This window comes from Streptomyces sp. NPDC026394, assembly GCF_055567735.1.
Map to the genome: position 1 here is coordinate 386,249 of NZ_JBVHPX010000006.1, position 25,647 is coordinate 411,895.

A 25,647-nucleotide genomic window follows, 5' to 3' on the forward strand; every position below is an offset into this window, starting at 1 on the left:
TCCGTCCGTCCGTCGGCGGCACGTGCGGGCGGTCCGGCGCGGTGCGGGTGCCGGGAGCCGTTACGGCCGTGTCCGGTGACCGTACCCGGCGCGCGGGGCGCGTGCCGCCGACTCCCGCTCCCCCGCGCTCGGTGCGGCCAGCGCCAGCCTGCGGTGCGTACGGCGGAGCATCGCCCGCGCGAGGACGGGATGCACGCGCCGGACGACCGCGAAGTAGAGCCGCCCGCCCGTGTGGTGGGCGCGCACGACCGTGCTGAGCGTCACCCGGCCGCCGTGGCCCGCGGTGCGCCCGTCCGCCCCCGCGGCCGGGCTCTCGACCAGGAGCGACGCCCGGAAGTCCAGGTGCCGGGCGTCCCGGCCGAGCAGAATCTCCCCGCCGTCCGCGGTCGTGGCGCGGCCCTTCTCGGGGAACGCGCCGCGCAGCACGCCCTTCCAGGCCACCGGGTCGCGCGGCATACCAGGCGGCAGCGGCAGTTGCCAGGCGTCCTGGAAGTCCGTACGCGCGAAGGCGGTACGGGCCAGCCGGGCGGCGGGCGGAACGGGTACGGCGGCGGGGCGTTCCCACAGGAGCCGGTTCAGCAGCCGTACCCACCGCGAGCGGCGGACCGGGGAGCGGACCGTGCCGGTGGCGGCGCGTTCGACGTTGTCGAGCACCTCCTCGACGACGGTGGCGTGCATCCAGCGCACCGCGAGCAGCCACGCCACCAGCTTCACGCCCTTGAGCCGGTCCTCCAGGACGTGGGTCACCCGGCAGTTGCCGGCGCCGAGCGGGGTCACCTCGACGGCGTGGTGGCCACCTTCCGGGAAGTCGAACCGGATGTGGCGGCCCGGCTCGTAGGCGGTGACGCGGTAGCGGACGAAACCGTGGCCGCCGGTCGCGCCGACGCCCAGCGGGCGGTCGAAGCGCATGGCGGGCCAGACGGGCACCGGGAAGAGCGGGTCGTCGTCGTCGCCGGCCAGCCGGTCGAGCAGGGCTCCGACCGTGGCGGCGGGGGCCTGGACGGTGCGGGTGTGGACATCGCGGACCGAGCGCATCGGGCACCTCCATACGGTGGCGTATGTTTGACCGTACGGTAGCGTATGGTCATGGCGCGACGGAGCACGGACGACCCCCGGGACACCCACGGCACCCCCTCGGACGGACCCCGTCGCGACGGGAAGGCCGGCGGCGGCCGCCGCCTGACGGCCGACGACTGGGCCGAAGCCGCCCTCTCGGCCATCGGCGAAGGCGGCCTGTCGGCGGTGGCCGTCGAACCGATCGCCGCCCGCCTCGGCACCACGAAGGGCAGCTTCTACTGGCACTTCGCCAATCGGGACGCCCTGGTCGACGCCGCGCTGGAGCGCTGGGAGCAGCTGCACACCGAAGCCGTCATCGCCACCGCGGAGGCGGAACCCGACCCGGAGCGGCGGCTGCGCGTCCTGTTCGCGCACGCGTCCGCCGCGTCGGCCGCGGACCCGCTGGAGGTCTCCCTGCTGGCGACGGCGGCGGAGCCGCGCGTCGCGGCGGCCCTGCGCCGGGTGACGGACCGCCGGATCGGCTATGTCACGGGCCTGTTCGCCGCGCTGGGCTTCCCGGCGGCCGAGGCGCGCCTCCGGGGCCTGCTCGCGTACACGGCGTATCTCGGCAACACGCAACTGGGGCACGCCGTCCCGGAGAGCCTGCCCGGCGAGGCGGACCGCGACCGTTACCTGGACTCGGTGATCGACACCCTGCTCTGCCGGGAAGGACCGGGAGCGACCGGGCGCCGCTGAACACGACCGGTAGCGGCCCGTGGCCACCGACAGCCACCGACAGCCACCGGGACCGTCCGGCGCCGTGCGGCACATCGCGGCGCGGCCGGAATTGGCCGGTCTGCGCATGGACGTATTACGTGCATAGGGCATGGAGTGGAGGGTGGTCCGGACCGGACCACCTCCGCCCCGGCTCCGCCCGGTCCGTCTCCCGCCCTTATCTCCCCCCGACCCGCCGTCCGCCAGCCTTGTCACAGGAGCCCATCGACCCCGTCGCCCACCCAGCCTTCTGCCAGGAGGTCTCATGACCGAGGCTCTGCCCTTCCCGCAGGACCGCACGTGTCCGTACCAGCCGCCGGTCGGCTACCAGCCGTTGCGCGACGCCCGGCCGCTGTCCCGCGTGCGGCTCTACAACGGCCGCACCGCCTGGGTGGTGACCGGCCACGCCGAGACCCGGGCGCTGCTCACCGACCCGCGCCTGTCCGCCGACCGGCAGAATCCGGCGTTCCCCTCCCCCGCGCCCCGCTTCGAGTCGCTGCGCGCCGTGCGGACCCCGCTGCTGGGAGTCGACGACCCCGAGCACAACGCGCAGCGCCGGATGCTGATCCCGAGCTTCAGCCTCAAGCGCGTCGCCGCGCTGCGCCCCCGCATCCAGCAGATCGTCGACCGGCTGCTGGACGCCATGGAGGAGCAGGGGCCCCCGGCGGAGCTGGTGTCCGCCTTCGCGCTGCCCGTGCCGTCCATGGTGATCTGCTCGCTGCTGGGTGTCCCGTACGCCGACCACGAACTCTTCGAGGAGCTGTCCCGCACCCTCCTGCAGAGCGTCGACCCGCGGGAGATCACCGAGTCCCGCGACCGGCTGGAGGACTACTTCACCGGCCTGGTGGCCCGCAAGCGCGAACAGCCGGGCGAGGGACTGTTGGACGAGCTGATCGCCGAGCGCCTGGAAACCGGCGAGGTGGGCCACCGCGAGCTGGTGCGCATGGCCTTGCTGCTGCTGGTGGCCGGCCACGAGACCACCTCCAACATGCTCTCGCTGGGCACCTTCACGCTGCTGGAACACCCGGAGCAGTACGCCGCGCTGCGCGCCGACCCGTCGCTGCTCCCGGACGCGGTGGAGGAGTTGCTGCGGTTCCTGTCGATCGCCGACGGGATGGTGCGGGTGGCGACCGAGGACATCGAGGTGGGTGGCGAGACGATCCGGGCGGACGACGGCGTGATCTTCTCCACCTCGGTCGTCAACCGGGACGACGCCGCCTACGCCGCGCCGGACACCCTGGACTGGCAGCGCTCCGCCCGCCACCACGTGGCCTTCGGTTTCGGCGTCCACCAGTGCCTGGGCCAGAATCTGGCCCGCGCGGAGATGGAGATCGCCTTCGGGACGCTCTTCGCCCGTCTCCCCGGCCTGCGGCTGGCGGTGCCCGCCGCCGAGGTCCCCCACAAGCCCGGCCACACCCTGCAAGGTCTGGTCGAACTGCCCGTCACCTGGTGAGCGGGCGGCCGGCCGTGTCCCGTGTGCCCGCCGACGAACGGAAGAGAGCCGCCATGAAGATCGACATCGATACGTCCGTGTGCATCGGCTCCGGTCAGTGCGCGCTGACCGCGCCGGAGGTGTTCACCCAGGACGACGAGGGGTTCAGCGCCCTGCTGCCGGGCCGCGAGGACGGCGCGGGCGACCCGCTGGTGCGGGAGGCCGCCCGCGCCTGCCCGGTCCAGGCCATCTCCGTCACGGAGACCTGACCGGACGGCCTCCCCGCGTCCGGGCCCGGCGGCGCTCCGGTTCCGCCGGGCCCGGGGCCCGGGGCCGCACGCGCTCAGCCGTTCAGCGCCCCCGTCGCCGCCGGCTCCTCGCCCTCGTCCGGCATCTCCATGACCACCGGCAGTTCGAGCGTGCCGGTGTGCTCGGGGGAACTGCGTACGGTCACCTGCTTGCTGCCGCGGTTGCCGAAGTACGCGTTGTCGCTGGCGGCCACCACGAACCGCAGCCGGTGCCCCGGCTCGAAGCGGTGCACGATCGCGGGCAGGCCGACGGTGAACTCCTTGGTCACGTCCGGCACCCGGACCGGCGCCACCAGCCGGTGGACGAGGGTCTTGGCGCCGTTCGGCGCCACGTCGTAGAGCTTGGCGAACAGGACCAGCCGGTCGGCCGCGTCGCCGGAGTGCTGCACCCGCTCGGCCTCGGGCGACCGCACCCGCAGGGTGGCCCGCGGCGCGCCGACCACGTCCACGGGCCGCCCCCGGACCGGCTCGGACGTCCAGTCCAGGTAGGTGCCCCGGGTGTCGTACGGCTTGGGGTTGGGCAGCCTCAGCAGTTCGGCCAGCGAACTCTCCGAGTGGCTGGAGGAGACCCGCCAGTTACGGTACGAGCGGCTGCCGGGCACCACGTCGGCGCGGCTGCCCACCAGCCTGCCGTCGCCGGAGAGGTACAGCCGGTGCGGGACGCCCTCGGGGAAGACCTCCGAGGTGCCGTACACCGGGCCGTGACGCACCCAGTCCCGGTAGTACGCGAAAGCCGGTCCCGTGTCGGTGTCCCACTCGTGCCGCAGATAACGGCCGAACCACGCCAGGACCCGCCGCCCGACGTAGCTGCTCTCGAAGTTCCCCTTGGACAGGTCCAGTTCACCCTTCGCGGGGTCGGCCATCCCGCCGCTGTGTCCCCAGGACTGCCAGATCATCGCGGTGTCGGTGCCCTGTGCCCGCAGCGTCTCGAACGTCGCGGCCGCCTCGTTGAGAGTGAAGAGGGTGTCCGCCTGCCCCTGCACGAGCAGGGTCGGTGTGCGGACCGAGCCGAGGTAAGAGGCCGGGGAGACGCTGCGCGCGTAGCGGAGCACGGCTTCCGTGCGGGCGGCCGGGTAGCGGCCGGAGTTCAGCAGCTTCTTGGTCTCGCACGCCTGCGCGACGAAGTGCACGCAGCCCGAGCCGCCGCCGCGCGAGGGGTCCAGGCGCGGCCGCAGCAGTCCCTGCGCCTCGCCGATGAGGTAGAAGCCGTTGGTCCACTGGTACTTGTACGCGCCCGGCCCCGGGCCCGTCACGCCGGAGGTGCGGTCGGCGTGGTTCGGGGCCATGGCGTACCCGAGGTCGTGCCAGGTGATCAGCGGGACCAGGGCGTCCAGTCGCCCGTCGACGGAGGCGGTGGCCAGTTGGATGGCGCCGCCGTACGAGCCGCCGAACATGCCCACCCTCGGGTCGCGGGGGCCGTCCTTGGTGACGAAGTCGATCCGCGTCCCGTCCCGCGCCGTCCGCTGCCCGGCGAGGAAGTCGAGGAGCTGACTCGCCGCCCGCCCGTCGATGCGCGGGTCGTCGAGGGAGATCGGGCAGCCGGTACGGCCGAAGCCGAGGCCGGAGTAGGCCAGCGCGACATAGCCGCGGGCGGCGAAGGCGCGGGCGACGGCGTCGGTGGAGCCGTCCGACTTGCTGCCGCCGAACCCGTTGGTGGTCAGGACGGCGGGTGCCGGGTGCGCGGCGTCCACTCCCGTGGGGCGGTACAGGTCGGCGTCGAGCGCGCAGTCCCGGCCGCCGGCCCGCACCGGCAGCTTCAGGGCGGTGACGGAGTATCCGGGGTGCCGGTTCCCCGCCGCGCCGGCCGCCCCGGCGGCGCTCACCGGCCCGATGAGCGCCGCGCACGCCGCGAGGCACACCGAGGCGGAGACCGGCAGCCGGACGTGCCGGGACCGCGCCGCGCGCCGGACGGGCCGGGCCGCGGCACGGGGCAGGGCTCTGGACACGCTGGGCACGCAGACCTCCACAAAGGCACGCCGCACCACGCGGTCGGTGACGGCCGGCTCATGTCGTGACACGAGTAACAAAGGTGTCGACGCTCGCACCGGGGATTGTCTCCCGAGCCACGCCAGGTCCATCCGAAAGGCTCCGCCCGTACCACCCGTTGGGCTGCACGAACGCCGGGGCCGGGCTCCGGCGGACCACCCGTACGGGGTCGGCCCCGGGAACGCGGCGGCAAGGCCGTGTCGCTCGTCCGGGTGGATGTGGCCTCAGGAGCGTTCGCGCAGCGCCGGTACGTCGTACGTGAGGGTGCCGGCCGTCGCGTCCAGTTCCGCCCGTACGCCCAGCGGCATGGTGAGCGCCGAGTCGCCGTGCCCGAAGCCGAACTCCTCCGCCACCGGGACGCCGAGGGGCCCGAGGCGGTCCAGCAGCACCGCGCGGATCTCCTCGTACGGGCCGCAGCGGGCCCAGGAGCCGAGGACGACGCCCGCGACGCCGGACAGCCATCCGGCGCGCAGCAACTGGGTCAGCGCGCGGTCGACGCGGTACGCGGGCTCACCCACGTCCTCCAGCAGGAGCAGGCCGCCGGCCGCGCCCGCGCGGGCGTGCGGTGTGCCGAGATCGGCGGCGAGCAGGGACAGGCAGCCGCCGAGCGTGACACCGCTCGCCCGGCCCGGCACCAGCGGCCGGGCGGCCGGTGAGGTGACGGCCCGCACCGAAGCGGGCGCGAAGAGCGTGCGCCGCAGGTGTTCGCGGGTCGGCTCGTCCTTGAGGAACACCTCGCCCGCGACGGCCGGGCCGTGCAGCGTGGCCGCCCCGGCGCGCACCGCGAACGCCTCGTGCAGCGCGGTGACGTCACTGAAGCCGACCAGCGGCTTGGGGCCGTGCGCGCGGAAGGCGGCCCGTACGGCCGTCCAGTCCACGAGGTCGGCCATGCGCTGCGCGCCGTAACCGCCGCGCGCAGCGAAGACCGCCGCGATGCCCGGATCGCACAGCGCCTCCTGGAGGTCACTGGCGCGTTCCCCGTCCGTGGCCGCCAGGTACGGCAGGGTGGCGTGCCGGCCGCGTACGTGGGGAGCCTCGACCGGGTCGAGGTCCCAGCCGCGCAGCAGGTCGGCCCCGGCGTCCAGCCGCTCCGGGGTGACCGGGCCGCTCGGCGCGACCAGGGCGACCCGGTCGCCGGGCACCAGGCACCGGGGGCGCTCCGCCGTCCGCGTACGGGGGTGACCGGCCGTCACTTCGTCAGTTCCAGCACCGGGACGTCCGTACGGTCGATGCCGAAGGTCTGGACGTACAGCGACAGTTCCGCCTCCACGGCACGGACGATGGTCTCCGCGCGGCGGAAGCCGTGGCCCTCGCCCTCGAACGCCAGATAGGCGTGGGCGGTGCCGTGCCGGCTGACCTCGGCGAGGAAGGGCTCGCACTGGTCGGGCGGGCAGACGGCGTCGTCGAGGCCCTGGAGGAGCAGGAAGGGCGCGGTGATCCGGTCCGCGTGCCGCAGCGGGGAACGGTCGCGGTAGCGGTCGGGCACCTCGTCGTACGGGCCGATCAGGCTGACCAGGTACTGCGACTCGAAGTCGTGGGTGCCGTCCCGGACCCAGCCCACCAGGTCGAGGACCGGGTAGCTGATCGCGGCGCAGGCGTACAGGCCGGTCGTCACGAGCGAGGCCGCGGCGGTCCAGCCGCCCGCGCTGCCGCCGCGGATCGCCAGCCGGCGCCGGTCGGCGGTGCCCTCGTCGGCCAGCGCCTCGGCGACGGCAGCGCAGTCCTCGACGTCCACCACGCCCCACTGCTCCCGCAGCCGCTCGCGGTAGGCGCGTCCGTAGCCGGTGGAGCCGCCGTAGTCGACCTCGGCGACCCCGATACCGCGGGAGGTGAAGTAGGCGATCTCCAGGTTCAGCACGAGCGGGGTCCGGCCGGTGGGGCCGCCGTGCGCCCGGACGACGTAGGGCGGCAGTTCGCCGTCGGGGGCGCGGTGGCCGGGGCTGTGCGGCGGGTAGATGTGGGCGTGGATGTCGCGGCCGTCCGGGCCGGTGAAGGTGCGGATCTGCGGCTCGGGGTAGTGCACCGGGTCCACCGCGTCGGTGTGCCGGGCCGCGATCACCCGGGCCCGGCCGGTGCAGGTGTCCAGTTCCACGATCTCGAACGCGCTGCGCGGGCTGGCGGCGACACCGACCACCCGGCTGCCGTGCACGGCCAGCGTGGACGCCCACTCCGTCCACGGCCCGGCCGCGTCCACCAGTTCGCCGCTGACCGGATCGAGGATGCCGAGCGCCATGGCGCCGCGGCCGTGCAGCACCGCGATCGTGCCGCCCTCCAGCGGCAGGAACCAGCGCACCCCGAGCTGCCACAGCGGGCCGCCGAACTCCTCCTGGCGGGGCCTGCACAGGCGCCTGCCCGGGGTCCCGGCGGCGTCCGGGTCGGCGCGGCGCAGCCCCCACCAGCCGTCCGCGTCGGAGACGTACAGCAGGGTGCCGTCCGTGTCCCACTCGATCTGCGGTACGGACTCCTCGGTACCGCCGGCGAACGGCCGTACGCCGGTGAAGACGCCGTCGTCGGTGATGTCGGCGAGCAGCACGGTGGTGCCGTCCCAGGGCATCCGCGGGTGGTCCCAGGCGATCCAGGCGGCCCGCCGCCCGTCCGGCGAGATCCGCGGGCCGGTGACGAAACGGTTTCGGCCGTCGCTCAGTTCCCGTACGGCCGCGCGGTCCCCGGCCGCCGAACCGTCCAGCGGCACCGCGGCGATCACCCGGCGCACGTCGGTCGGCCGGGGGCCGGTGAACTCCTCCAGGACGCACCACACCTCGCCCCGGTCCAGCCGCAGGACCGGGTCGGCCCAGCGCAGTCCGCCGCCGACGGCGGAGACCGGGGTGAGCGGGCGGGGCGCGGCGTCACCGTCCGGCGCGTAGGCGTACAGCCGCTGGTCGGCGAAGTGGCAGAACACCAGGACCGTGCGGCCGTCCGCGTCCACCGCGCCCGCCCAGGGCTGGCCGCCGTACTCCATGACCCGGCTGCGGACGTTCCAGGGCGCCGGCAGCGGTGTCTGCTCCGTGCCGTCGGTCCGTCGGCGGACCAGCGCGCGGCGGCCGCCCTCCGCGGGGCGGGCCTCGGTCCACCACACCTCGTCCCCCACCACGCCGACGTACTCGGGCCGGCCCTCGTGCTCGGCGACCAGCCGGGCGTCGATCGGGGACGGCCAGGCTCCGTAGGGGGCCGTGGTGACCATGGTGGCGTTCCTCCTCAGGCTTTGGAGCCGCCAAGCCTGTCGTACGCGGGGCCGGGCATCAACCCGTACGGATTTCGCACCGGAGTCCTGGCCTGGCCGAGATTGACCGGTCCGGGCGGGAACCTGCGGGCGTCGGCGCGCCTCCCGGGCGGTTCGCGGTTCCGGCGGCTCCAACGTCCCTTCAGGCGCTCACCCGGGCTGCGGCCGCCCCGTCGACGCCCGCAGGAAGTGGTCGAGGACCCGTACGCCGAAGTGCAGCGCCTCCACCGGGACACGCTCGTCGACCCCGTGGAACAGCGCCTGGTAGTCGAAGCCTTCGGGCAGCTTGAGCGGTGAGAATCCGTATCCGGCGATGCCCAGCCGGGAGAACTGCTTGGCGTCCGTGCCGCCCGACATGCAGTACGGGACCACATGGCCGTCCGGGTCGAAGCGCTCGATCGCCTCCCGCATCGCCGCGTACACCGGCGCGTCCACCGGCGCCTGGAGGGCCACCTCGCCGTGGTCGTACGCCCAGGACACCTCAGGCCCGGTCAGCCGGTCCATGGTGGTGCGGAACTCCGCCTCACCACCGGGCACCACCCGTCCGTCCACGTACGCGACGGCGTTGCCGGGGATGACGTTGACCTTGTAGCCGGCCTCCAGCATCGTCGGGTTGGCGCTGTTGCGGACCGTCGGCTCGACCAGCGCGGCCGACGGGCCGAGCTTGCTGAGCAGGGTGTCCACGTCGAAGTCCGGGGCGTCCAGACGGGCGTCGATGCCGTGCAGGGCGGCCAGTTCGGTGAGCGCCGCCCGCACCGTGTCGGTCAGGCGTACCGGCCAGCGGTGCTCGCCGACGCGGGCCACGGCCGCCGCGAGGCGGCTGACCGCGTTGGCGCGGTTGACCTTCGAGCCGTGTCCGGCCTTGCCCTCGGCGGTCAGTTTCAGCCAGGCCGTACCGCGCTCCCCCGCCGCGACCGGGTACAGCCGCATCCCGCCGCCCGCGTGGAAGGTGAAGGCGCCGGACTCGCTGACGCCCTCCGTGCAGCCCTCGAACAGGCCGGGGTGGTGGTCGGCGAGGAAACCCGAGCCGTCGACGGCGCTGGCCTCCTCGTCGGCCGTGAACGCCAGGACCAGGTCGCGCCGCGGCCGGACACCGGTACGCGCCCACTGCCGGACGGCCGCGAGCACCATCGCGTCCATGTTCTTCATGTCCACGGCGCCCCGGCCCCAGACGACACCGTCCTCGACCTCACCGGAGAACGGGTGCCTGCTCCAGTCGGCGGGCTCGGCGGGCACCACGTCCAGATGCCCGTGCACCAGCAGGGCCGCCGCGCCCGGGTCCGCGCCCTCGACGCGCGCGACCACGTTCGTACGACCCGGACTGCGCTCCAGCAGCACCGGCTCCAGACCGGCTTCGGCGAGCCGCTCCGCGACGTACTCGGCGGCCGGACGCTCCCGGCAGTCGCCGCCGCCGCGGTTGGTGGTGTCGATACGGATCAGATCGGACGTGAACCGCACGACCTCGTCGAGGGCCTGCCCGTCCACCGCGTCGCCGTCGCGGTCCGCCGTGTCGCCGGCGCTGTCAGCCATATTGCTCCTCCACCGCCGACGACACGACGGTGGTGACCGTCTTGAAGCAGCGGATCGCTTCGTACATGTTCTCGCTGGTGTACGCGACGCGCCGCTCACCGGTGGGTTCGACTCCGGGGACGCAGGCCGCCTGGCCCACCAGGTGCTCGGCGTCGAACTCGATCTCCACGGTGAACGGGCCGCCGCGCACCGGCTCGGTGCGCACCGCGAGGGCCGTCGCCTCGCGCGCGGCGGCTCTGATCTCCGCCGCCGTACGGGCCGGGGGCCGGCACACGGCCGCGTACCGCGAGACGTAGTCCTTGACCGCCACGGCGCGCGCCCCGGGCGCGTACCCGACGGCGTCCTCGCAGGTCCGGTCGTCGCCGGTCACCAGCACCACGGGCACACCGTATTCGGCCACCACCAGGGAGTTGAGGTACCCCTCGCTGGCGCGCGTGCCGTTCACCCACACGCCCGTCAGGGAGTTGGCGAGGTAGGTGTGGGCCAGCACGCCTTCCGTGCCGGCGCCCGCGTGGTAGCCGACGAACGCGACGCCGTCCACGTCGCCGTACTGGACGCCCTCGACCATGCTCAGCCCCTTGTGCTTGCCGGTGAGCAGTTGGGCCCGCTCGTCGAGCTGCTCCAGCAGCAGGTTGCGCATGGACCAGTGGGCCTCGTTGACCAGCACCTCGTCGGCGCCGCCGTCGAAGAACCCGGCGATCGCCGCGTTGACGTCACCGGTGAACACCGGCCGGAACCGCTGCCACTGGGCGTGGCCCGGCAGCACGTCGTCCGGCCAGGTCACTCCGGTGACGCCCTCCATGTCCGCGGAAATGAGGATCTTCACCACGCACCGTCCCGTCACAGCTAGCAGGCGGACCGCTCCGGCACCGGCCCGGCGGGCCGCGCCGTCAGGCACGCCACCGGGCAGGCTTCCCACCATAACCAGGACCGGCCACCGCACTCCCGGCCTAAGCGCAAGTGCGCCCGTACGGCGGGACCGGGTGCGGCCCGGAAGCCGCACCGGGTGGCGTACGGGCCGGGGCTCGGTGCCCGGCCAGGGGCTCACCCCCGGGTGGCCTGGCTCTGCCGCCACTGCTCCATGGCCTTGCGGAGGGACTCGCTCACGAGGAGGAGGAACGCGGCGCAGGACTCGAAGCGGGCCCCTGCCGGGGTTCCGGCCCCGAGGATCCCGGTCGCCCGCTGCGACGCGGCCAACAGGGCGTCGTTCATCTCCAGCGCCGCCTGGACGGACCGGAGCCAGACGTCCTCCTCGATGACATAGCGCTCGCGGCGCGTGCCGGAGGCCCGGTCGCGTTCGAGCAGCCCCTGCTGTTCGAGAAAGGCGACGGCGTGCGAGACGGACGCCGGGCTGACCCGCAGCCGCTCGACCAGATCGGCGGCGGTGAGGGCGCCGGAGTCGGTGACACAGAGACAGGCCAGCACCCTGGCCGCCATCCGGGGCAGCCCCTGCTGCGTCAGGAGATCGGTGAAGGACTCCGTGAAATCCTGGAGCGCCCGGGGGTCGCGTCCATGGCCGCTGTCCAGAACCGGCGGCGCCGGAGGCCGGGGCTGCTTGCGCCGACGCGCGCGACGCCGCGTGGCCTCGTGCGCCCGGTCCGCCCGGTAACCGTCGGGCCCGCCGTTACGGGTGACCTCCCGCATGACGGTCGAGGCGGGCCGCTCCAGACGCCGGCCGATCTCCGTGTATCCGAGCCCCTCGGCCAGTCCCGCGGCGATGCGCCGACGATCCGCCTCGGTGAGCCTGCCTCCGGGCATCCGTACTCGTCCTCCCTCTGCGGACCTACGCGGCGCTCGGCGCCCGCGCACTCCGTCGCACAGTATGCGTTCACATGCATCTCATTGCAATAGCGAGCCTACATACCCTCTTAGAGCTGGAGCATTTCCCCACCAAGGTATTTGACGATTCCCTGAACGCAATGGACCGACTATCGCAGCCGTTCAGCAATCCCTGAACAACTGCGGCGGCACCCGACCCTGCCCACCCGAAGCTCCGGCGAAGCGGCAAGCAGCGCAGAGCGACCGGCCGATGCCTTCGGGTTGGAGCGCGGCGAAGTCGGCGTGGGCCGCTTCATATCGTAGACAGGCCGGGGTCGGCCGGGGTCGGCATCTGCAGCAGCTCGGCGAGCCGGGCCACCTTCTCGAACCGGCCGGTGCGGCAGATCCCGGTGAACGCGCCCGAGCGTGAGCGGCAGGGCGAGCCCGACCGGACGCCGCAGCCCGGGCAGTCGTGGCGCTCGGCGTCGCCGACGTCGCTGTGACCGAGCGCTGTAGTCGGCACCATTCGCCGACTACAGCGCTCAGCGTCCGAACGTGGCCTTGCGAACTGTTACTCGGTGACGGATTCCGAGATCTCGCGCCACGTGGCGTCGTACTCTGCCTGGGCCTGGGCCGCGGCGGCGGCGTACTGTACGGCGTCCTTGCCGATCAGCAGACGCACGGGCGCGTCGTCGCGGCCGACGAGGTCGCGGATGACCTGGGCGACCCTGGCGGGGACGGCGGGTTCCTGGCCTGAGGCCTTTCCGAGCATGTCGGCGAAGGCACCGACGGTGAGCTGGTAGGGCTCGCTGATCGGCGGGACGCCCATGGACGAGCCCGCCCAGTCGGTGCGCATGCCGCCCGGCTCGATGGAGGTGACCTTGACACCGAAGGGAGCGACTTCCTGGGCGAGACCCAGGGAAAAGGCGCTGACGGCCCACTTGGAGGCCTGGTAGGCGGCCACCCTTGGGGTGGCGAGCCCGGCTGCTGGGTGTCCGGAAGCCGGGCTGAGGCCGCGCGTCCGTGGAGGGAAGGAGAGGTGACCGGGCGCCGTGCGGCGGTGATTCACACGCAGCTTATGGTGCCGCCAGGAGCTGGCTGGTACAGATGCCACACGATGATGGCCTCGGCGAGCAGCGGCAGGACCCCCAGGAGAGCGGAGGCCAGTGCGACGCCGCCACGCCAGCCTCTCAGCGGTGTGCTGCCGTGCCGTTCCCCTCGCAGCGCCAGCAGGACCAGGAGGGCGATAGCTCCCAGGCCGCAGGCCAGGGCCCCGTAGGCGGAGGCGTACATCTGCCAGGTCAGCGGCAGGTCCCCGCAGTGTGCCCATTCGGCCTTCAGGTGGGCCTTCTCCGCAGCGTCGTGGGCGATGATGCCCGCGACGCCGAGGACGACCAGGACCGGTACCCACAGGGCGGTGCGTGCCGGGCGGGTGGCGGTGCCACCCGGAGCCGGCGCTGTACGGGATCGTGGTTCGTTCATCAGTACCAGTCCGGGTGGGGGCGGACGATCCGTACGTTCTGCCGGCCTTCGGCCTTTTCCGTGTTGGGCAGACGTCCGTCGAGGCTGACGTTGCGGTACGGATCGCTGTGCTGGGTGTACTTGATCTCGCCGTCCGGCATGACACCGGTGACCACGGCTGCGTGGTGGGTGTTGCCCTTGCCGATCTCGTCGTTGTCGCCGGCCTGCTCGTAATAGATGATGTCCCCGGGGCGGACCTGGTCGCGCGGGACTTCCTCGCCGCCGTGATCGAGCATGAAATTCTGCTGATTCTCCGCACCCGCCCACGTCTTGGAGAAACCCAACGACCGGTCGACATCGCGGAAGCCGGGCAGGTCGATCTCGGTCGGGTTTCCCTTCATCCAGGTGTCGTCGGCCCGGGTGCCCCAGAAGGACTCCTTCTCCTTCATCCCCGCGTGGACCAGGGATTCGGAGACGAAGTTGGTGCAGTTGTTGCCGAAGTCGACGTCGTCCTCCTGGTCCCAGTTCTGCAGCGCGTACTCGACCATCTTGACGCGGTCGAACTTGCCGTCCGTGCCGCGCATCTCCTGTTTGGCGCTCTCCGGCAGCCCCTCCAGCTTCGACAGGGCGACCGGGTCCGCCAGCATCAGATCGTGCCGCTGCTCGTCGCTCAGGCCGTTCCACCACATGCGCTGGGTCATCGGCCCGGCATCCTTGGGTATCTCGGCGCCGAGGATCTCCATCTCCGCCTGAGACGCCTTGTTCTGCACCTTGAGCGCTTCGTCGGGGTCAGCGATGTTCACCTGTTGCGTCAGCATGGCGAACTTCGCGGCGGCCGTGTTGTCGGCCTCGCCGACCTGCTGCAGCACATGATCGCGCAGCGCGACGATGTGCTCGCGCGCATGCAGCTTGTCCGGGTCCTCACCCGGCATCGGCGCGCCCTCGGGAAGGCCGTCCGGCCCGATGCGCAGATTGTGGCGCTGGGCGAGTTCGTTGATCTCGCGCGCCGAGCTCAGCGCGGTCTCCATGCTGTCGGCCACGGCCTCGCAGAGCATCTTGCCGCCGAGCAGGATGTCATAGGCGGACTCCAACTGGTCGGCCAGCTTTTCGAATTCCTTTGCGGCCTTCTGGCCCACCTCGTCGGTCCAGTTGTCGGCCAGCGGCTTGGTGCCGTTGTCACGGATGTCCTGGGCGGCGCGCAGGGCGTGCTTGGCCAGCGTCGCCCATTCGTCGGCGGCTTTGTGCCACTTCTCGGGCCGGGCGTTGATCACGGCCTCGTAGTTCACCACCGGCCGCTCACACCTTCCCCAGGTCGTTCAGTCCGTGCCGCAGCCGTGAGGCCGCTTCCTGGTCCTGTGCGTCGTAGCTGCCGGCGCTGTCCTGCAGCCGCTCACCCAGCTCCCCCATCTTCTTCGCCAAACCCACCATGTGCTCCTCCCACGTCAGCGCGCAGGAGTAGAGGTGCTCGGCACACTCCCAGCCCCAGACGGAGTCCGCCGAACCCGTCGCCTGGCTCTCCTCCAGGGAATTGTTCAGCTTGCGTACCGTCTCCCGGGACAGCGCACTCATGTCACTGCCCGTCGACCGCACAGCATGGCTGTTGATGCTGATGTCGCCCATGCGTGGATCCCCACCCCGTCGATCACTTTCCGGATCATCGTACGGGAGTGCCTGGAGGCGGCCGGCCGGCCCGACACCGTGAGAAAGAGCCTGCGCCAGCCGGTTGTCGAGGACAGCGGGGCGAGCTGACGTCGGGCTCCATCAGCCACCGGGTCCGGCCGCCGCCCGGCCTCGCGTGAGGGAGGATGTGCGCCGTGCGCACGGCGCATCCGCGGGGCTGGCCCACCACCGCTCCGGCCCGGGCTGTCTGCCTGTCAGAGGACGGTGTCGTTGTCCGGGTCGACCGTCCAGAGCCTTCCCCACGTGTTGGCGGGAAGCGTGGCGATGAGCTGAGCCAGCGCACTGCCCTGGCCGTCCTGAACCAGCCCGTACGGCAGCCTGCCCAGTCAGGCAGAGGGGCGCCGCTTGGTGCCGCCGCCGCTGCCGTTCAGCGGGAACAGCGTCTCCAGGTGGGCGCCCTTGACCCAGGAGCCCAGCAGGTCGCGGTTCAGGGCCACGACGTCCTGGCGCACCGCCAGGCCCAGGGCGTCCTTGGTGAACGAGCGGCACGTGGTGACGAACAGGGCGACATCAGCACCGTGTTCGGGACGGGCGGTGCCGACGAACTTCTGCATGTCCTGCGAGGGCACGCTGCGGTGCGGCGCGTACTTCTTGCACTGGATGACCAGCTTGCGGCCGTCGGCCAGGTAGCCGATGACATCCGCGCCCAGGTCGCCGCTCTTGCCGCTGACGACGACCTTCGTACAGCCGTCCCGCCGGCACAGATCGGCGACGTATGCTTCGAACTCCTGCCAGGACAACGCGTCCACCTCGGCCATCGACAACTCCCGTGACCGGGCCTCCTCCCGCACCCGCCACGCACGGTCCTGGCTGACTGCGAGATGGTGGGCCCGCCACAGCGTCCACCCGGCCCCGCCCACCAAGGCCGCGCCGAGCACGGCCACCAGTGCGGGCCACACCGCCGACCAGTGCCTGGCCGCCCACACCGCGGCGGCCACTGTCGCCGCCGCACCCCAGCCTTGCAGTTGCCTGCGCGTCCGCTTCTTCATGCGCCGGCGCCGTCGACGTGCCGCCATCACTGCCCCACTCCCCAAGCCCGGGCCCCGCAGTGCGCACCGACGGGCTCCGTCCGGCCCGTACGTGTACGGGGGCTCATCGGCCGGCCTGGGTGACGCCGCTTGCAAGCTGTCCCAAAATGTTCAAGATCCCCTGGCCTACCGGGGTGGGCGCGATCAGGACGCCCAGGGCCAGGACAATGACGACGGTCATCTTCTCGTCGAAGCGGCTGCGGGCTTCCGTACGCCGCCGCAGCCGCACGATGACGACGATCGCGAGCAGCACCGCCGGATTGATGGTCGGCAACCGTCCAGCCCTCCCCCACTACCGGGCACCAGATGGAGACGGCCGCACGCCGCCCCAGCCTTCCTTGTGTAGCCGGACGGCAAAGAGGTGGAAGGAAGATCGCTGGCGAATGGCGGAAAGGCATCGGCTTTGGCCGGACGATGCGCTGTTGGACGGTCAGGCGACGTGCCCGGACCGAAGACGAGGCCGTTCCCCCACCCTGCAACCTGGCCGCAGTCCCGGTGACAGATGGCCGGTCACGTCGGCAGGTGGTGGCGGCGGGCGGTGACCAGGGTGCGCCAGCGGGCGCGGACGGCGGTTTCACTGTCGAGCCAGCGGATGGCGGGGGCGGCGGGCTGGGACAGGTCACCATGGCGGTGGCGATGTGGACGTAGTAGGCGAGGTCGCCGTTCGCGGAGGCTTCGCGCAGGCGTCCGAGGGCGGCGGTCAGGTCGTCGTGGGCGTCGCGTACGGCGTGGTGGAAGGCGAGGCCGATCTCCAGCAGCGGAAGGATCCAAGCGGGCCGACGGCGGTGGCCTCGGTACACACAATGGTGGCGCGGTCGGTGACGTCGCGGTCGGTGCCGACGTCGCGTACGAGGGCGGCGACCTGCGCGTACAGGACGGTGGCACGTTGGTCGAACTGGGCGAGGAGTTGGTGGGCGAGGACGAGTTCCTCATCGGCGCGCACCGGGTCGGTGAAGGCGGTGACCAGCGCGAGGAGGGTCTGAGCAATAGCCCGCTCACCCGGGACGCCGTGCTCTTCGGCCTCGGTGCGAGCGGTTTCGAAGGCGGCGGCGCGGTCGATGTCGCCGTGCGGGAAGTGGATACGGGCCAGGACACGGCGGTGACGATCTTCCAAACCCAGGGAGGGGACGACCGTGAGAGCGGTGGGAAAGTTGCCGCGGATGCGCGCGAGGTCGGCAAGTCCCCGTCGGGCGCGCGGGGCGAGCCGGCCGTCGGCGTCGGCGTCGGCGACGTGGCGTATGCCGGTCAGGGCGTCGTCGGTGCGGCCGAGGTCCTTGTGCGCCTTGGCCGGTAATACGTGGCAAGTTCGGTCAGCTCGGCGGTGCGTTCCCGATGCTCGTGCTGGCAACGCACGATGGCGGTCAGCACCTCGGCCAGCGCTTCATCGGGCGTGTCCACCGGAGTCTCGCCGGTTGCCGGGTAGCGGTGGGTGGGGCGGGGGGGCCCACACGGAGTTGTCGGTGCAGGCGAAGGCGGCGTCGGTGAGCCAGGACGCCTTCCGGCGAACTGCTAGCGCGCTCACGTCGCAACTCGGGCATCACCTCGCCCAGTAGGCCGCCACGACCGTCGTCTGCCACGGCGGCCTGCGCCTGCCCAACCTCGTGCTCGCCCCCGGCACCCTGACCGTGGCGGGCTTCATCGGCCTCGGCCGCTCAGGCGGGCCGACCCGTACAGCCGACCTCGCCCTGCTGTTCGTGGCCGCCCGGGAGACCTGGGACGACGACGCGCGGGCGGCCGCGTCGGAGGGCGCGTTCACCGCCCGGTACGGGATCGCCTTCGACCGCGAGCGGGAGCGCTTCTACCTGCACCTGGGTCCCCTCACCTGAGGATGGGGCCGGCAGCACTGTGATCTGCGCCCGTAACAGGCGGCACAGTACAACCATTTGCCTCACCAGGGGTCACCTAGGCGTACACGCCTGACACCCCAGAAAGGCCTCGTTGATGAAGTTCCGCCAGACCCTCACGGCTGCCGCGGCAGCGGCCGTGCTCGCACCCGCCGCTGCGCTGGCCACACCCGCCGTCGCGTTCGCCACGCAAACGCCGGGCCAGCCGGCAGACATCACCGCGTCTCAGCAGGACGGCACCCCGGAGGACGACGGCACGTCCGGGAAGCCCGGCGGGGCGACGGAATCGGGCGGGTCGCCCGCGACCGGGAAGCCGGCCACCGGAACCGACGCGAACCCGAAGCCCGGTACGGGGAACGACACCGGTCCCGGGTCCGGCACCCAGCCCGGCACCGGCACGGACACCACGACCAAGCCCGGCCAGGAGCCCGGCACGCGGCCGGGACAGGACCCCAAGACCGAACCGGGCACCACGAGCGGCAGCTCGAAGACAGGGGACGACGAGCCGGGCAAGCAGTGCGAGGTCGGGCCGGGGCGCCTGCAGATGGCCGTCGAGGGGATGCAGACCGAGTTCGTCGCCGGTGCCGGCTGGAGCCGTTCCGCCATCACGATCACCAACACCTCCGACAAGGCACTGGACAGGGTCAGGCTGGCGCCGCTCGCCTACTCCTTCGAGCCCGTCGACTACCCGTACTGGGAACTGCAGGCGGAAATCCTCGACCCCCGGACGGGCAGGTGGGTGAGTTTCGACGACGTCATCAGCGAGGAGGAGTTCACCGATCTCTCCGTGGGCGCGCACAGCACGGTCAGCCTGCCGATGCGGGCCCGCGCGATCCCCACGGCCACGCCCGGCCGCGGTTGGGTGATCATGGAGGGGACGTACGCCGACAAGGACGGCTCCTGCGGCAGCTCCAACCACGGGGAGTACTACTTCAGCATTCTCCCGGCGCACAGCAAGCCCGGTAAGCCGGAGAAGCCCGGTAAGCCGGAGAAGCCGGGCAAGCCCAGCGACAGCGCGCAGCCCGGCGCCGGCAGCGCGGGCGGCAACACACCGCAGGTCGGGCTGAAGACACAGGGCGGCGCCCGGGAGACCGCGGGCACCGGTGAACTGGCCGCGACCGGCGCGTCCTCCGCACTGCCGACGATCGCCCTGGTGGGCGGCGTGGCGATGGCCGTTGGCGCGGGTGCGGTCGTCGCCGTACGCCGCCGTAAGACGGGCGCCGGCACGAACGCCGCGGTCTAGGGGCCGCGGGCCGGGTCCGGCGGCAGTCCGGACCCGGGCCGGACCGGCACCGTCAGGGGACCGGCACCGTCAGACGGCGGTGCCCTGGTGGCCGGTGCCCTGGTGGCGCGGAGCTGTGCCAGCGCTGCCAGGGCCTCCGGGGCGCCGGTCTGGCCCCGGACGCCGGGAAGGCGTTGACGTCCACGATGAGCGGTGCGCCGTCGCCCGCGTCGATGATGTCCACGCCGAAGACGTCCAGCGCGCACACCTAGCCGGTCCGGCGCACCGTGTCCGCCCAGCCGGACGGCAGGCCGCCGAGGGCGAGCGGCCCGGTGGGGCCCCGGCCTGCGGGCGCGAGTTCGAAGCGGCGCAGGGCGGCGAAGAGCCGGCCGTCGACGGCCCAGAGCCTGTGGCCCCAGCCGCTGTTCGGCACGAACTCCTGGCCCCCGACCGACTCCTGCGGACGACGGCGGCTAGCTCACGCAGGTGCGCTTCGGGGGCGAGCTCACGCAGGTGCGCGTCACTGTCGACGCAGGTCACCAGGTCCCGCTTGCGGCTGTGCCGGCTCTTGACCACCGCCGCCCCGGGAGGCCCGGCCCGTCGGCCAGTTGCGCGAGCATGCTGAAGGTACGGGTGGCCACGAACGGGACGTTGGCGTGCCGGGCGCGCCACGCCATCGCCGTACGGTCCTGGCACAACGTGGCCGCCGCGGCCGAGTTCATCACGGGAGCACCACGGCTCTCCAGCGCGCGGGCGAAGGCGAGCGCCCGAGGCGTACGCGTCCTCAGCTCGTCTTTCAACCAGGCGGTCGGTTCAGGGCCGGGCTGAGTGTCAGTGCTGGCGCGTAGATTGTGCGGGTGAGCTGGGATGTATTAATCATGCGGTTTCCGCCCGAGGCCAAGGCGATAGACGAGATCCCCGAAGACTGGGAACCACCGAGTCTGGGCACAGGCCGCGGTGTTCGTGCTGTCCTTGCAGAGATGCTGCCGGGCATCGAGTACTCGGAGATCGGTTGGGGCGACTACGAGGGTCCCGGCTTCTCCATCAGCACCCCGGTCAGCGAGGCTGACGACGCGCCGGTCGCCGGAGTCAGCCTCTTCATCCACGGCGGCAGCGAAGCAGCAGCTCATGCCGCCATCGCGGTCGCCGATGCGTTGAAAGCACGGGCCTTCGACACCGGGTCGGGAGACTTCCTCACCGTGGGCTGCGCCCAGTCGGCTTTCGATGCCTGGCGTGCGTACCGAGACCGCGCCCTGGATCAGCATGGCCCTGAGCACGTCTTCTAGAGGGTGTCTGAGAAGCCCCGTTCAGGGCAGGACCCGTGCTGTGCGGTGCAGTAGGAGCATGATCGTGGCAAGGTAGATCGCGTTCTCCTGGCTGGCGGCGAGGTACTCGTAGTCTTTGGAGAGCCTGCGATAGCGGCCCAGCCAGGCGAAACTACGCTCTGCTACCCAGCGGCGCGGGACCACCGCGAAGAGCGGTACCTCGCGAGGTGGGGCGTCGGCCCTGGCCCAGGTGCCGCGGAAGCCGCCGTCTTTGCGTTGCACGATCTGGAGGGTGATCCCGGTCTCTTCGCGCACCCAGGCCAGGAAGTCCCGGCCGCGGTAGCCCTGGTCCGCCCACAGGTGCCGCAAGCGGGGGAACTTGCCGGCGCACCGGGCCAACAGCACCGCGGCACCATCGCGGTCGCTGACGTTGGCCGGGCTGACACAGACGGCCAGGACCAGACCGAGCGTGTCGACCAGGAGGTGGCGTTTGATGCCCGGCACCTTCTTGGCTCCGTCATACCCATGCCAGCCACCCCGCTCGGTGGCCCGGACGCTCTGGCTGTCCAATACCCCGGCACTCGGGGTGGGTTCACGCCCCTGACCAGTACGTTCCCGGGCCCGCAGCACGGCCAGAATCTCTTCCCACCGGCCCTCGAGCCGCCACTGCCGCCAGTAGTGATAGACCGTCTGATACGGCGGGAAGTCGTGCGGGAGCAGCCGCCAGGCACAGCCCGCCCGCACCCAGTACGCCAGGGCGTTGATGATTTCGCGCCGCGGGTGCTTGAGCGGGCGGCCGCCCGGCTTCGGCGGCGGCACCAGCGGTGCGAGCACCGCCCACTCGGCATCGGAAAGGTCCGTCGGATACGCCCGCCGACCGGTCATCCCCGCCTCCCCGAAGTGCAGGAACTACCAAGTCACCTGCCCTGAACGGGGCTTCTCAGACACCCTCTACTGAGCTTGTAGGCGTGTTGTCGCTCTGGAGGCTGTTCGGCGACGCTGGTGGGATGAGTGGAGCGATCTCTTACACGTGGCGCGACCCCATCACTGACGAGGAGATGGTCGACCTTGTCCGCTCCCATGGCGGCAACGCCGTTGTCGGCTGGTGGAGCAAGGTCAATGAGTACAGCCTCGGCTGGGTGGGGGCCCGTGATGGCGAGGGAGTCCTTGTCGGCTTCGTGAACGTGGCCTGGGACGGTGGAGACCACGCCTTCTTGATCGACACAAAGACTCGGGGCTCGCACCAGCATCGCGGTATCGGGACAGCAGTTGTCCGTCTGGCGGCGGCCCGTGCGCGTGCGTCGGGGTGCGAGTGGCTGCACGTTGACTTCGAGCCCAGGCTGCGAGACTTCTATTTCGACGCATGTGGCTTCCGCCCGACGGACGCAGGACTGATCCATCTGCCCTCTACGGGGTGATGATTTGAGCGTTACGTCTTAAACGGGTGGCCGCGAGGCATCCGTCGACAAGGTTGCTGCGGTATTGGATTTGGCGGAGTCCGTGCCGAAGGGCGCGCATCAGGTGGTCGGGGTCGGTGAAGGCGGTGTTGGCCTGGCTGTTGCGTCGTAGCAGTGACCGGATGCCCTCGGCAGGGTTGAGGGCGGGTGCACAGGCCGGCAGGAAGTAGCAGGTGATCCAGTCGTGGGCGTCGGTGAACGCCTTCATCCGGGCGTCTTTGTGCACGTTCAGGTTGTCCCATACGAGCACGATCGGCGCAGCGAGCTGTTGGTGGGCGGCGGTCAGCAGCTCGCGATGATCGGTCCAGGTGAAACTACGTCTGCCGCCCCACTTGTGATCGACGTGCCGCTTGGGCCGGTAGATCGGACGGGAGCGTTCGCCCTCCTTGTAACAGGCCAGAGCAGCGATGGAGAAGCGGCGCTGGGAGCTGACGGGTGGGTGTCCGCGCCTGGCCCAGGTGCGGGCGGTCGGCGGCGTCATCGAGAAGCCGGCTTCGTCTTCGAAGCAGAGCCAGGCCCCGAGCGCCGCCACGGTGTTTCCACCTGTGGCCAGGTCTCCTTCACCCAGCCGGTGACGGCTTCCTCATTGCGCTCTACCGCGCGGCGGGCAGGGACCTGGTGGCTGAAGCCGTGTCGGTGCAGCATCTGCGCGATGGCTGGGAGCGTCATGCTCTTGCGGAACCGGCGCCCGATCAGCGTCTTGATCCGCGCGAGCGTCCAGGTCTGGTCCGGCCAGCCGTGCGCTACCGGCCCCTTGGCCAGCTCCTGCTCGAACACCTCAAACAGTGCCCCACTCAGCTTGGGTCTGGACGCCGGCCCCCTCGACCCCAAGGCTGACCTTTCACCCTGTTCCCATGCCTGGTGCCACCGTTGTTCCGATCGCACGCTGACGCGCAACTGCTGACCGCGGCATTGTCGTGCCCCAGGGCGAACAACTCGGCCGCCTGCATTCGGATGTGCTCCCGAAACGCCCGTCGCTCCGCGGTCAGACCGCCCCCTTGCGGGCACCTCATATGACCGGCCTACCGCGACAATCACAGCTTGTCAGCCCCCGCGACATCACATCCACAAGGTCAGCAACTTCTGAGGCTGTCGCGTTCGATGATGCTCTCGTCCCGTCTGGTCGTCTTCCCGACGTCATAGCGGGTCGCTGGACGGCGTTTTGGGGAGTAAAGCGGCTTTATGGGTGCGGGTGTTGAGGGCTTCGGTGCACGGGCCGGACAGTGCAGGCGGGCGGAGACTCCGGAGCCCCCGGCGGACTCGGGACGGGGTGCGCTGGCCGGGCTCGGCCCATGGAGCCGTCGCCCCTGCTCCGTAGCTTCTCCCTCTTCCCCGTCGTCCACACTCCCCATGCCCGCCCCCGGAAGCAAGGCCGCGCTTGCGAACGAATACCCGGAAGATATTGGCATCCAGTGGGGGGTCCAGATCCAGCCAGGCCGCGCGCCGAGCCGTCGTCGATCCAGCGCATGATCCGCGGGTCCGCGTTGATGTCCGCCATGGGCGCGAGGTCGTCGTCGTGCCACCGACGGAGCGGAAGGCGGGGGCGCGGATCTCGATCATGGCAGCATCCTGCCGAAGTCCGGCACCACACCGGTGATCGGCGCTCCCCTGTACCATCGCCGGCCGCACACCTCCGGCGACACCGCCACGACCTACTGTCCCGCCCCGCCGCGCTCAGGTTGGGCGGCACGAAGCGCCAACGCGACACCGCCGGCCAGCATCCGGGCATGCCCGTGCGAGCTGCCACTCTGGGAGATTCTGGCTCCTCGGATACGGAGTGCTCGGGCCGCTTCGAGCGCTCGGCGGTAGCCGGCCGAGGCAGCCCCCCGGGTGCGCGCCGGCCTGACGGGCACGGTCGCGGGCGGGCCGGCGGACGCCTGGCTGCCGCCATCCGTCGCTTTCGCGGGCGGGGTCACCGGTCGGCCTGGGTGATCCGCTGGTGGGCCGTATGAGAACTTGCACGATGCCCCGGCCTATCACGGGCGATCAGCATGCTCAGCGCAGGGGCGCTGACGAGGTCAGCTTCTCGTCCGTCAGGCCGCAGCCGTGGGACCGGCCGCTTCGGCGGCGCGGCGGTATTCGGCGTTGATGCGCTGGGCTTCTTCGAGCTGGTCTTCGAGGATGATGATGCGGCAGGCGGCTTCGATGGGGGTGCCCTGGTCGACGAGTTCGCGGGCGCGGGCGGCGATGCGCAGTTGGTAGCGGGAGTAGCGGCGGTGGCCGCCGGCGGAGCGCAGCGGCGTGATCAGGCGGGCTTCCCCGATGGCGCGCAGGAAGCTCTGGGTGGTGCCGAGCATTTCGGCGGCCCGGCCCATGGTGTAGGCGGGGTAGTCATCGTCGTCGAGACGGCCGTAGGAGTCGTCTGCTGTCATGTGTGCCTCTCTGTGGAAACGCGTCGAGGGGCCCTGGTGCCGTACCGGCACCAGGGCCCCGAAGGAACTGTTCACCATCTGTCGGCCCTAGTTCTGCGCCGACCTTGTGTTTCCGCGGACCCGGCCTGAGTGCTGCCGGGGGTGCGGGGATCGCGGTTGCTTGACCTCAGACCACCTCACTATCGATGTCCTGCGGTACCCGGGTTCAAGAAGTCCGCCCGGGCGATCCTGATGGCGTCTGGCTCCTCCGTTCTTCCCTCTGAACCAATTACTTGCGAAACGGGAACTGTACTGCTGGTCCCGTGTACTGCTCATGGCGGCCCCTGATCACTGCGGGCCACCCGGTCCGGTCGTCAGCTCCGTCGCCATCCTGCAACGCTTCGGCTTCGGAACTCCACCACCGCACCGTTCTGCCAACTGCAACTGCGTGTACTGCCGCCCGGCAGTTCGTCTCTGCCGGGCCCTGTCTGTCCCTCTGGGTTACGAGAGAAACTCTAACCACATCACCGCCTGATGTCTACTCCGGCCGACATAGATTTTCACCCGCTCCGTGATGAGGTAACCGACTTCGAACAGTGCCGGAAGTGTGTGCCAGGCACTTGCTGCGCGACGGGCCGCAGGCGGACACAGCGGTGCGCCGCACCCCTTTCTCTACGGCTGCGGCGCGCTGCGCGTCCGGGTCGCCCGCAGGCGGTCCGGAGCCGGGGTCAGCGGCGGCTCCAGTGCTTGGTGTCGATGGTGTGGCGGTGACCATCGCGCGGGGTGGCAGTGTCGCGCCGGTTGTCCCACACGTAGGCGCGGCGGTCCTGGTAGGCGTCGCGGTCCGCGTCACGACCTCGGCCGGTGTGGACCCGCATCTCCTGGCGGCCGGCCAGGCGCAGGTTGCTGAAGCGGCACGTCTTGTGGGACCGCTCGCTGGTCAGCGCCCATCCCTTCAGGTTGACCGTGTGGCGGCTGGTGTTCTTCATCGGGACCCACTCGGCGTTCAGGGACCGATGGGAGCCGTCATCACGGCCGGGGCTGTCGACCTGCACCGCACCGATCCCGACGGGGAGCCGTGCGGGGCCGGCCCAGTGTGCGCGCCAGTGGCGGCGGCGGGCAGGGTCGCGGCAGGCCAGGGCGGCCGAGCCCGAGTACGACAGCGGCCAGACGGGCGGAACGGAACAGGAACAACCCTCCTGCTCACAGCCCCGCACGTAGCGGGACCTGATGCCCGGACCGTCGCCGGGCAGGACCACCGTGGACGCGGGGCTCAGACGCTGGTTGAGATGCAACTTGTCAGTACGGAACAGAACACAGGCAAACGCACGCCTA

General features: G+C 71.6%; 28 protein-coding genes and 2 pseudogenes. 7 read left to right on the plus strand and 23 right to left on the minus strand.

Annotation, left to right across the window (positions count from 1 at the left end; all coding sequences use genetic code 11):
* Positions 1-60: 60 nt before the first annotated feature.
* Positions 61-1,035: a DUF2867 domain-containing protein gene (locus ACZ4QV_RS17710; protein ID WP_467763092.1), complete on the minus strand. Its 975-nt coding sequence runs from the start codon at positions 1,033-1,035 to the stop codon at positions 61-63.
* 51 nt (positions 1,036-1,086) lie between these two features.
* On the opposite strand from ACZ4QV_RS17710, the gene ACZ4QV_RS17715 reads away from it, so the two are divergent.
* From ACZ4QV_RS17715 to ACZ4QV_RS17725, 3 genes are all read left to right on the plus strand, one after another.
* The gene (locus tag ACZ4QV_RS17715) at positions 1,087-1,752 is read left to right on the plus strand and encodes a TetR/AcrR family transcriptional regulator (RefSeq protein WP_467763093.1); all 666 of its coding nucleotides are present in this window, start codon (positions 1,087-1,089) and stop codon (positions 1,750-1,752) included.
* A gap of 283 nt (positions 1,753-2,035) precedes the next feature.
* Positions 2,036-3,223 (plus strand): cytochrome P450, encoded by a 1,188-nt coding sequence (locus ACZ4QV_RS17720; protein ID WP_361148633.1) that lies wholly within the window; start codon positions 2,036-2,038, stop codon positions 3,221-3,223.
* Between the two features lie 53 nt (positions 3,224-3,276).
* Positions 3,277-3,471, plus strand: a complete 195-nt coding sequence (locus ACZ4QV_RS17725; RefSeq protein ID WP_361148635.1) for a ferredoxin — start codon at positions 3,277-3,279, stop codon at positions 3,469-3,471.
* A 74-nt stretch (positions 3,472-3,545) separates the two neighbouring features.
* Here ACZ4QV_RS17725 and ACZ4QV_RS17730 read toward each other — a convergent pair whose 3' ends face one another.
* The 14 genes from ACZ4QV_RS17730 to ACZ4QV_RS17795 form a co-directional block, all read right to left on the minus strand.
* Positions 3,546-5,465: a CocE/NonD family hydrolase gene (locus ACZ4QV_RS17730; protein WP_467763111.1), complete on the minus strand. Its 1,920-nt coding sequence runs from the start codon at positions 5,463-5,465 to the stop codon at positions 3,546-3,548.
* Positions 5,466-5,720: 255 nt separating this feature from the next.
* Positions 5,721-6,689: a S66 peptidase family protein gene (locus tag ACZ4QV_RS17735; protein ID WP_361581860.1), complete on the minus strand. Its 969-nt coding sequence runs from the start codon at positions 6,687-6,689 to the stop codon at positions 5,721-5,723.
* Entirely contained in the window at positions 6,686-8,677 is a 1,992-nt protein-coding gene (locus ACZ4QV_RS17740; protein ID WP_361581863.1) for a S9 family peptidase, read from the minus strand. Before ACZ4QV_RS17740 ends, ACZ4QV_RS17735 begins: the two co-directional genes overlap by 4 nt.
* Before the next feature lie 189 nt (positions 8,678-8,866).
* Positions 8,867-10,246, minus strand: a complete 1,380-nt coding sequence (locus ACZ4QV_RS17745; protein WP_361581866.1) for a M20/M25/M40 family metallo-hydrolase — start codon at positions 10,244-10,246, stop codon at positions 8,867-8,869.
* Positions 10,239-11,072: a M55 family metallopeptidase gene (locus ACZ4QV_RS17750; protein WP_361148836.1), complete on the minus strand. Its 834-nt coding sequence runs from the start codon at positions 11,070-11,072 to the stop codon at positions 10,239-10,241. The genes ACZ4QV_RS17745 and ACZ4QV_RS17750 overlap by 8 nt, the downstream gene beginning before the upstream one ends.
* A gap of 218 nt (positions 11,073-11,290) precedes the next feature.
* A complete protein-coding gene (locus ACZ4QV_RS17755; protein ID WP_361581869.1) occupies positions 11,291-12,004 on the minus strand; it encodes a GbsR/MarR family transcriptional regulator in 714 nt (237 codons plus the stop codon).
* A 313-nt stretch (positions 12,005-12,317) separates the two neighbouring features.
* Positions 12,318-12,530 (minus strand): zinc finger domain-containing protein, encoded by a 213-nt coding sequence (locus ACZ4QV_RS17760; protein ID WP_361581872.1) that lies wholly within the window; start codon positions 12,528-12,530, stop codon positions 12,318-12,320.
* 45 nt (positions 12,531-12,575) lie between these two features.
* Positions 12,576-12,968 carry an SDR family NAD(P)-dependent oxidoreductase gene (locus ACZ4QV_RS17765; protein ID WP_361581874.1) on the minus strand — a complete coding sequence of 131 codons (393 nt, stop codon included), beginning with the start codon at positions 12,966-12,968 and terminating at the stop codon, positions 12,576-12,578.
* Between the two features lie 101 nt (positions 12,969-13,069).
* On the minus strand, positions 13,070-13,486 hold the full coding sequence (locus ACZ4QV_RS17770; RefSeq protein ID WP_361581877.1) for a hypothetical protein: 417 nt from the start codon (positions 13,484-13,486) through the stop codon (positions 13,070-13,072).
* Positions 13,486-14,754 carry an amidase domain-containing protein gene (locus tag ACZ4QV_RS17775; protein ID WP_361581880.1) on the minus strand — a complete coding sequence of 423 codons (1,269 nt, stop codon included), beginning with the start codon at positions 14,752-14,754 and terminating at the stop codon, positions 13,486-13,488. The genes ACZ4QV_RS17770 and ACZ4QV_RS17775 overlap by 1 nt, the downstream gene beginning before the upstream one ends.
* 7 nt (positions 14,755-14,761) lie before the next feature.
* Positions 14,762-15,085: a type VII secretion target gene (locus ACZ4QV_RS17780; RefSeq protein WP_361148650.1), complete on the minus strand. Its 324-nt coding sequence runs from the start codon at positions 15,083-15,085 to the stop codon at positions 14,762-14,764.
* 386 nt (positions 15,086-15,471) lie between these two features.
* Positions 15,472-16,134, minus strand: coding sequence for a restriction endonuclease (locus ACZ4QV_RS17785; RefSeq protein WP_361581883.1), 663 nt, complete (start codon positions 16,132-16,134; stop codon positions 15,472-15,474).
* A 103-nt stretch (positions 16,135-16,237) separates the two neighbouring features.
* Positions 16,238-16,447: a hypothetical protein gene (locus tag ACZ4QV_RS17790; protein WP_361581886.1), complete on the minus strand. Its 210-nt coding sequence runs from the start codon at positions 16,445-16,447 to the stop codon at positions 16,238-16,240.
* Positions 16,448-16,873: 426 nt separating this feature from the next.
* Positions 16,874-17,521, minus strand: coding sequence for a hypothetical protein (locus tag ACZ4QV_RS17795; protein WP_361581889.1), 648 nt, complete (start codon positions 17,519-17,521; stop codon positions 16,874-16,876).
* 253 nt (positions 17,522-17,774) lie between these two features.
* Between ACZ4QV_RS17795 and ACZ4QV_RS17800 the strand changes: the two genes are divergently transcribed.
* Both ACZ4QV_RS17800 and ACZ4QV_RS17805 read left to right on the plus strand, forming a co-directional pair.
* Positions 17,775-17,999, plus strand: coding sequence for a hypothetical protein (locus tag ACZ4QV_RS17800; RefSeq protein ID WP_467763094.1), 225 nt, complete (start codon positions 17,775-17,777; stop codon positions 17,997-17,999).
* A 115-nt stretch (positions 18,000-18,114) separates the two neighbouring features.
* Positions 18,115-19,260 (plus strand): LPXTG cell wall anchor domain-containing protein, encoded by a 1,146-nt coding sequence (locus tag ACZ4QV_RS17805; RefSeq protein WP_467763095.1) that lies wholly within the window; start codon positions 18,115-18,117, stop codon positions 19,258-19,260.
* A 52-nt stretch (positions 19,261-19,312) separates the two neighbouring features.
* Here ACZ4QV_RS17805 and ACZ4QV_RS17810 read toward each other — a convergent pair whose 3' ends face one another.
* The 3 genes from ACZ4QV_RS17810 to ACZ4QV_RS17820 all read right to left on the minus strand — a co-directional run bounded on the left by ACZ4QV_RS17810 (position 19,313) and on the right by ACZ4QV_RS17820 (position 20,039).
* Positions 19,313-19,507: a hypothetical protein gene (locus ACZ4QV_RS17810; RefSeq protein WP_361581895.1), complete on the minus strand. Its 195-nt coding sequence runs from the start codon at positions 19,505-19,507 to the stop codon at positions 19,313-19,315.
* Positions 19,508-19,672, minus strand: coding sequence for a hypothetical protein (locus tag ACZ4QV_RS17815; RefSeq protein WP_361581898.1), 165 nt, complete (start codon positions 19,670-19,672; stop codon positions 19,508-19,510).
* A gap of 103 nt (positions 19,673-19,775) precedes the next feature.
* A complete protein-coding gene (locus ACZ4QV_RS17820; RefSeq protein ID WP_361581901.1) occupies positions 19,776-20,039 on the minus strand; it encodes a hypothetical protein in 264 nt (87 codons plus the stop codon).
* A gap of 57 nt (positions 20,040-20,096) precedes the next feature.
* Here ACZ4QV_RS17820 and ACZ4QV_RS17825 point away from each other — a divergent pair, with 57 nt between their 5' ends.
* Positions 20,097-20,525 carry a hypothetical protein gene (locus tag ACZ4QV_RS17825; RefSeq protein WP_361581904.1) on the plus strand — a complete coding sequence of 143 codons (429 nt, stop codon included), beginning with the start codon at positions 20,097-20,099 and terminating at the stop codon, positions 20,523-20,525.
* Positions 20,526-20,546: 21 nt separating this feature from the next.
* Here the strand turns inward: ACZ4QV_RS17825 and ACZ4QV_RS17830 are convergent, their stop codons facing one another.
* Positions 20,547-21,389: an IS5 family transposase gene (locus ACZ4QV_RS17830; protein WP_361581906.1), complete on the minus strand. Its 843-nt coding sequence runs from the start codon at positions 21,387-21,389 to the stop codon at positions 20,547-20,549.
* Between the two features lie 122 nt (positions 21,390-21,511).
* Between ACZ4QV_RS17830 and ACZ4QV_RS17835 the strand changes: the two genes are divergently transcribed.
* Positions 21,512-21,922, plus strand: coding sequence for a GNAT family N-acetyltransferase (locus ACZ4QV_RS17835; protein ID WP_361581909.1), 411 nt, complete (start codon positions 21,512-21,514; stop codon positions 21,920-21,922).
* Here the strand turns inward: ACZ4QV_RS17835 and ACZ4QV_RS17840 are convergent.
* The 4 genes and pseudogenes from ACZ4QV_RS17840 to ACZ4QV_RS17855 form a co-directional block, all read right to left on the minus strand.
* Positions 21,912-22,974 (minus strand): annotated as a pseudogene (locus tag ACZ4QV_RS17840) (IS630 family transposase). The gene ACZ4QV_RS17835 and the pseudogene ACZ4QV_RS17840 overlap by 11 nt on opposite strands.
* Before the next feature lie 60 nt (positions 22,975-23,034).
* Positions 23,035-23,257 (minus strand): annotated as a pseudogene (locus ACZ4QV_RS17845) (NF041680 family putative transposase); the annotation flags it as partial.
* A 737-nt stretch (positions 23,258-23,994) separates the two neighbouring features.
* Complete coding sequence (locus tag ACZ4QV_RS17850) at positions 23,995-24,333, minus strand: MerR family transcriptional regulator (RefSeq protein ID WP_361148662.1); 339 nt, start codon at positions 24,331-24,333, stop codon at positions 23,995-23,997.
* A 707-nt stretch (positions 24,334-25,040) separates the two neighbouring features.
* Positions 25,041-25,367: a lamin tail domain-containing protein gene (locus ACZ4QV_RS17855; protein ID WP_361581916.1), complete on the minus strand. Its 327-nt coding sequence runs from the start codon at positions 25,365-25,367 to the stop codon at positions 25,041-25,043.
* Positions 25,368-25,647: the final 280 nt, after the last annotated feature.

Coding starts and splice junctions, on each gene's coding strand:
- ACZ4QV_RS17710 (WP_467763092.1), bottom strand. CDS start 1,035: ATGCGCTCGGTCCGCGATGTCCACACCCGCACCGTCCAGGCCCCCGCC.
- ACZ4QV_RS17715 (WP_467763093.1), top strand. CDS start 1,087: ATGGCGCGACGGAGCACGGACGACCCCCGGGACACCCACGGCACCCCC.
- ACZ4QV_RS17720 (WP_361148633.1), top strand. CDS start 2,036: ATGACCGAGGCTCTGCCCTTCCCGCAGGACCGCACGTGTCCGTACCAG.
- ACZ4QV_RS17725 (WP_361148635.1), top strand. CDS start 3,277: ATGAAGATCGACATCGATACGTCCGTGTGCATCGGCTCCGGTCAGTGC.
- ACZ4QV_RS17740 (WP_361581863.1), bottom strand. CDS start 8,677: ATGGTCACCACGGCCCCCTACGGAGCCTGGCCGTCCCCGATCGACGCC.
- ACZ4QV_RS17745 (WP_361581866.1), bottom strand. CDS start 10,246: ATGGCTGACAGCGCCGGCGACACGGCGGACCGCGACGGCGACGCGGTG.
- ACZ4QV_RS17755 (WP_361581869.1), bottom strand. CDS start 12,004: ATGCCCGGAGGCAGGCTCACCGAGGCGGATCGTCGGCGCATCGCCGCG.
- ACZ4QV_RS17760 (WP_361581872.1), bottom strand. CDS start 12,530: ATGGTGCCGACTACAGCGCTCGGTCACAGCGACGTCGGCGACGCCGAG.
- ACZ4QV_RS17770 (WP_361581877.1), bottom strand. CDS start 13,486: ATGAACGAACCACGATCCCGTACAGCGCCGGCTCCGGGTGGCACCGCC.
- ACZ4QV_RS17780 (WP_361148650.1), bottom strand. CDS start 15,085: ATGGGCGACATCAGCATCAACAGCCATGCTGTGCGGTCGACGGGCAGT.
- ACZ4QV_RS17785 (WP_361581883.1), bottom strand. CDS start 16,134: ATGAAGAAGCGGACGCGCAGGCAACTGCAAGGCTGGGGTGCGGCGGCG.
- ACZ4QV_RS17805 (WP_467763095.1), top strand. CDS start 18,115: ATGAAGTTCCGCCAGACCCTCACGGCTGCCGCGGCAGCGGCCGTGCTC.
- ACZ4QV_RS17830 (WP_361581906.1), bottom strand. CDS start 21,389: ATGACCGGTCGGCGGGCGTATCCGACGGACCTTTCCGATGCCGAGTGG.
- ACZ4QV_RS17835 (WP_361581909.1), top strand. CDS start 21,512: ATGAGTGGAGCGATCTCTTACACGTGGCGCGACCCCATCACTGACGAG.
- ACZ4QV_RS17850 (WP_361148662.1), bottom strand. CDS start 24,333: ATGACAGCAGACGACTCCTACGGCCGTCTCGACGACGATGACTACCCC.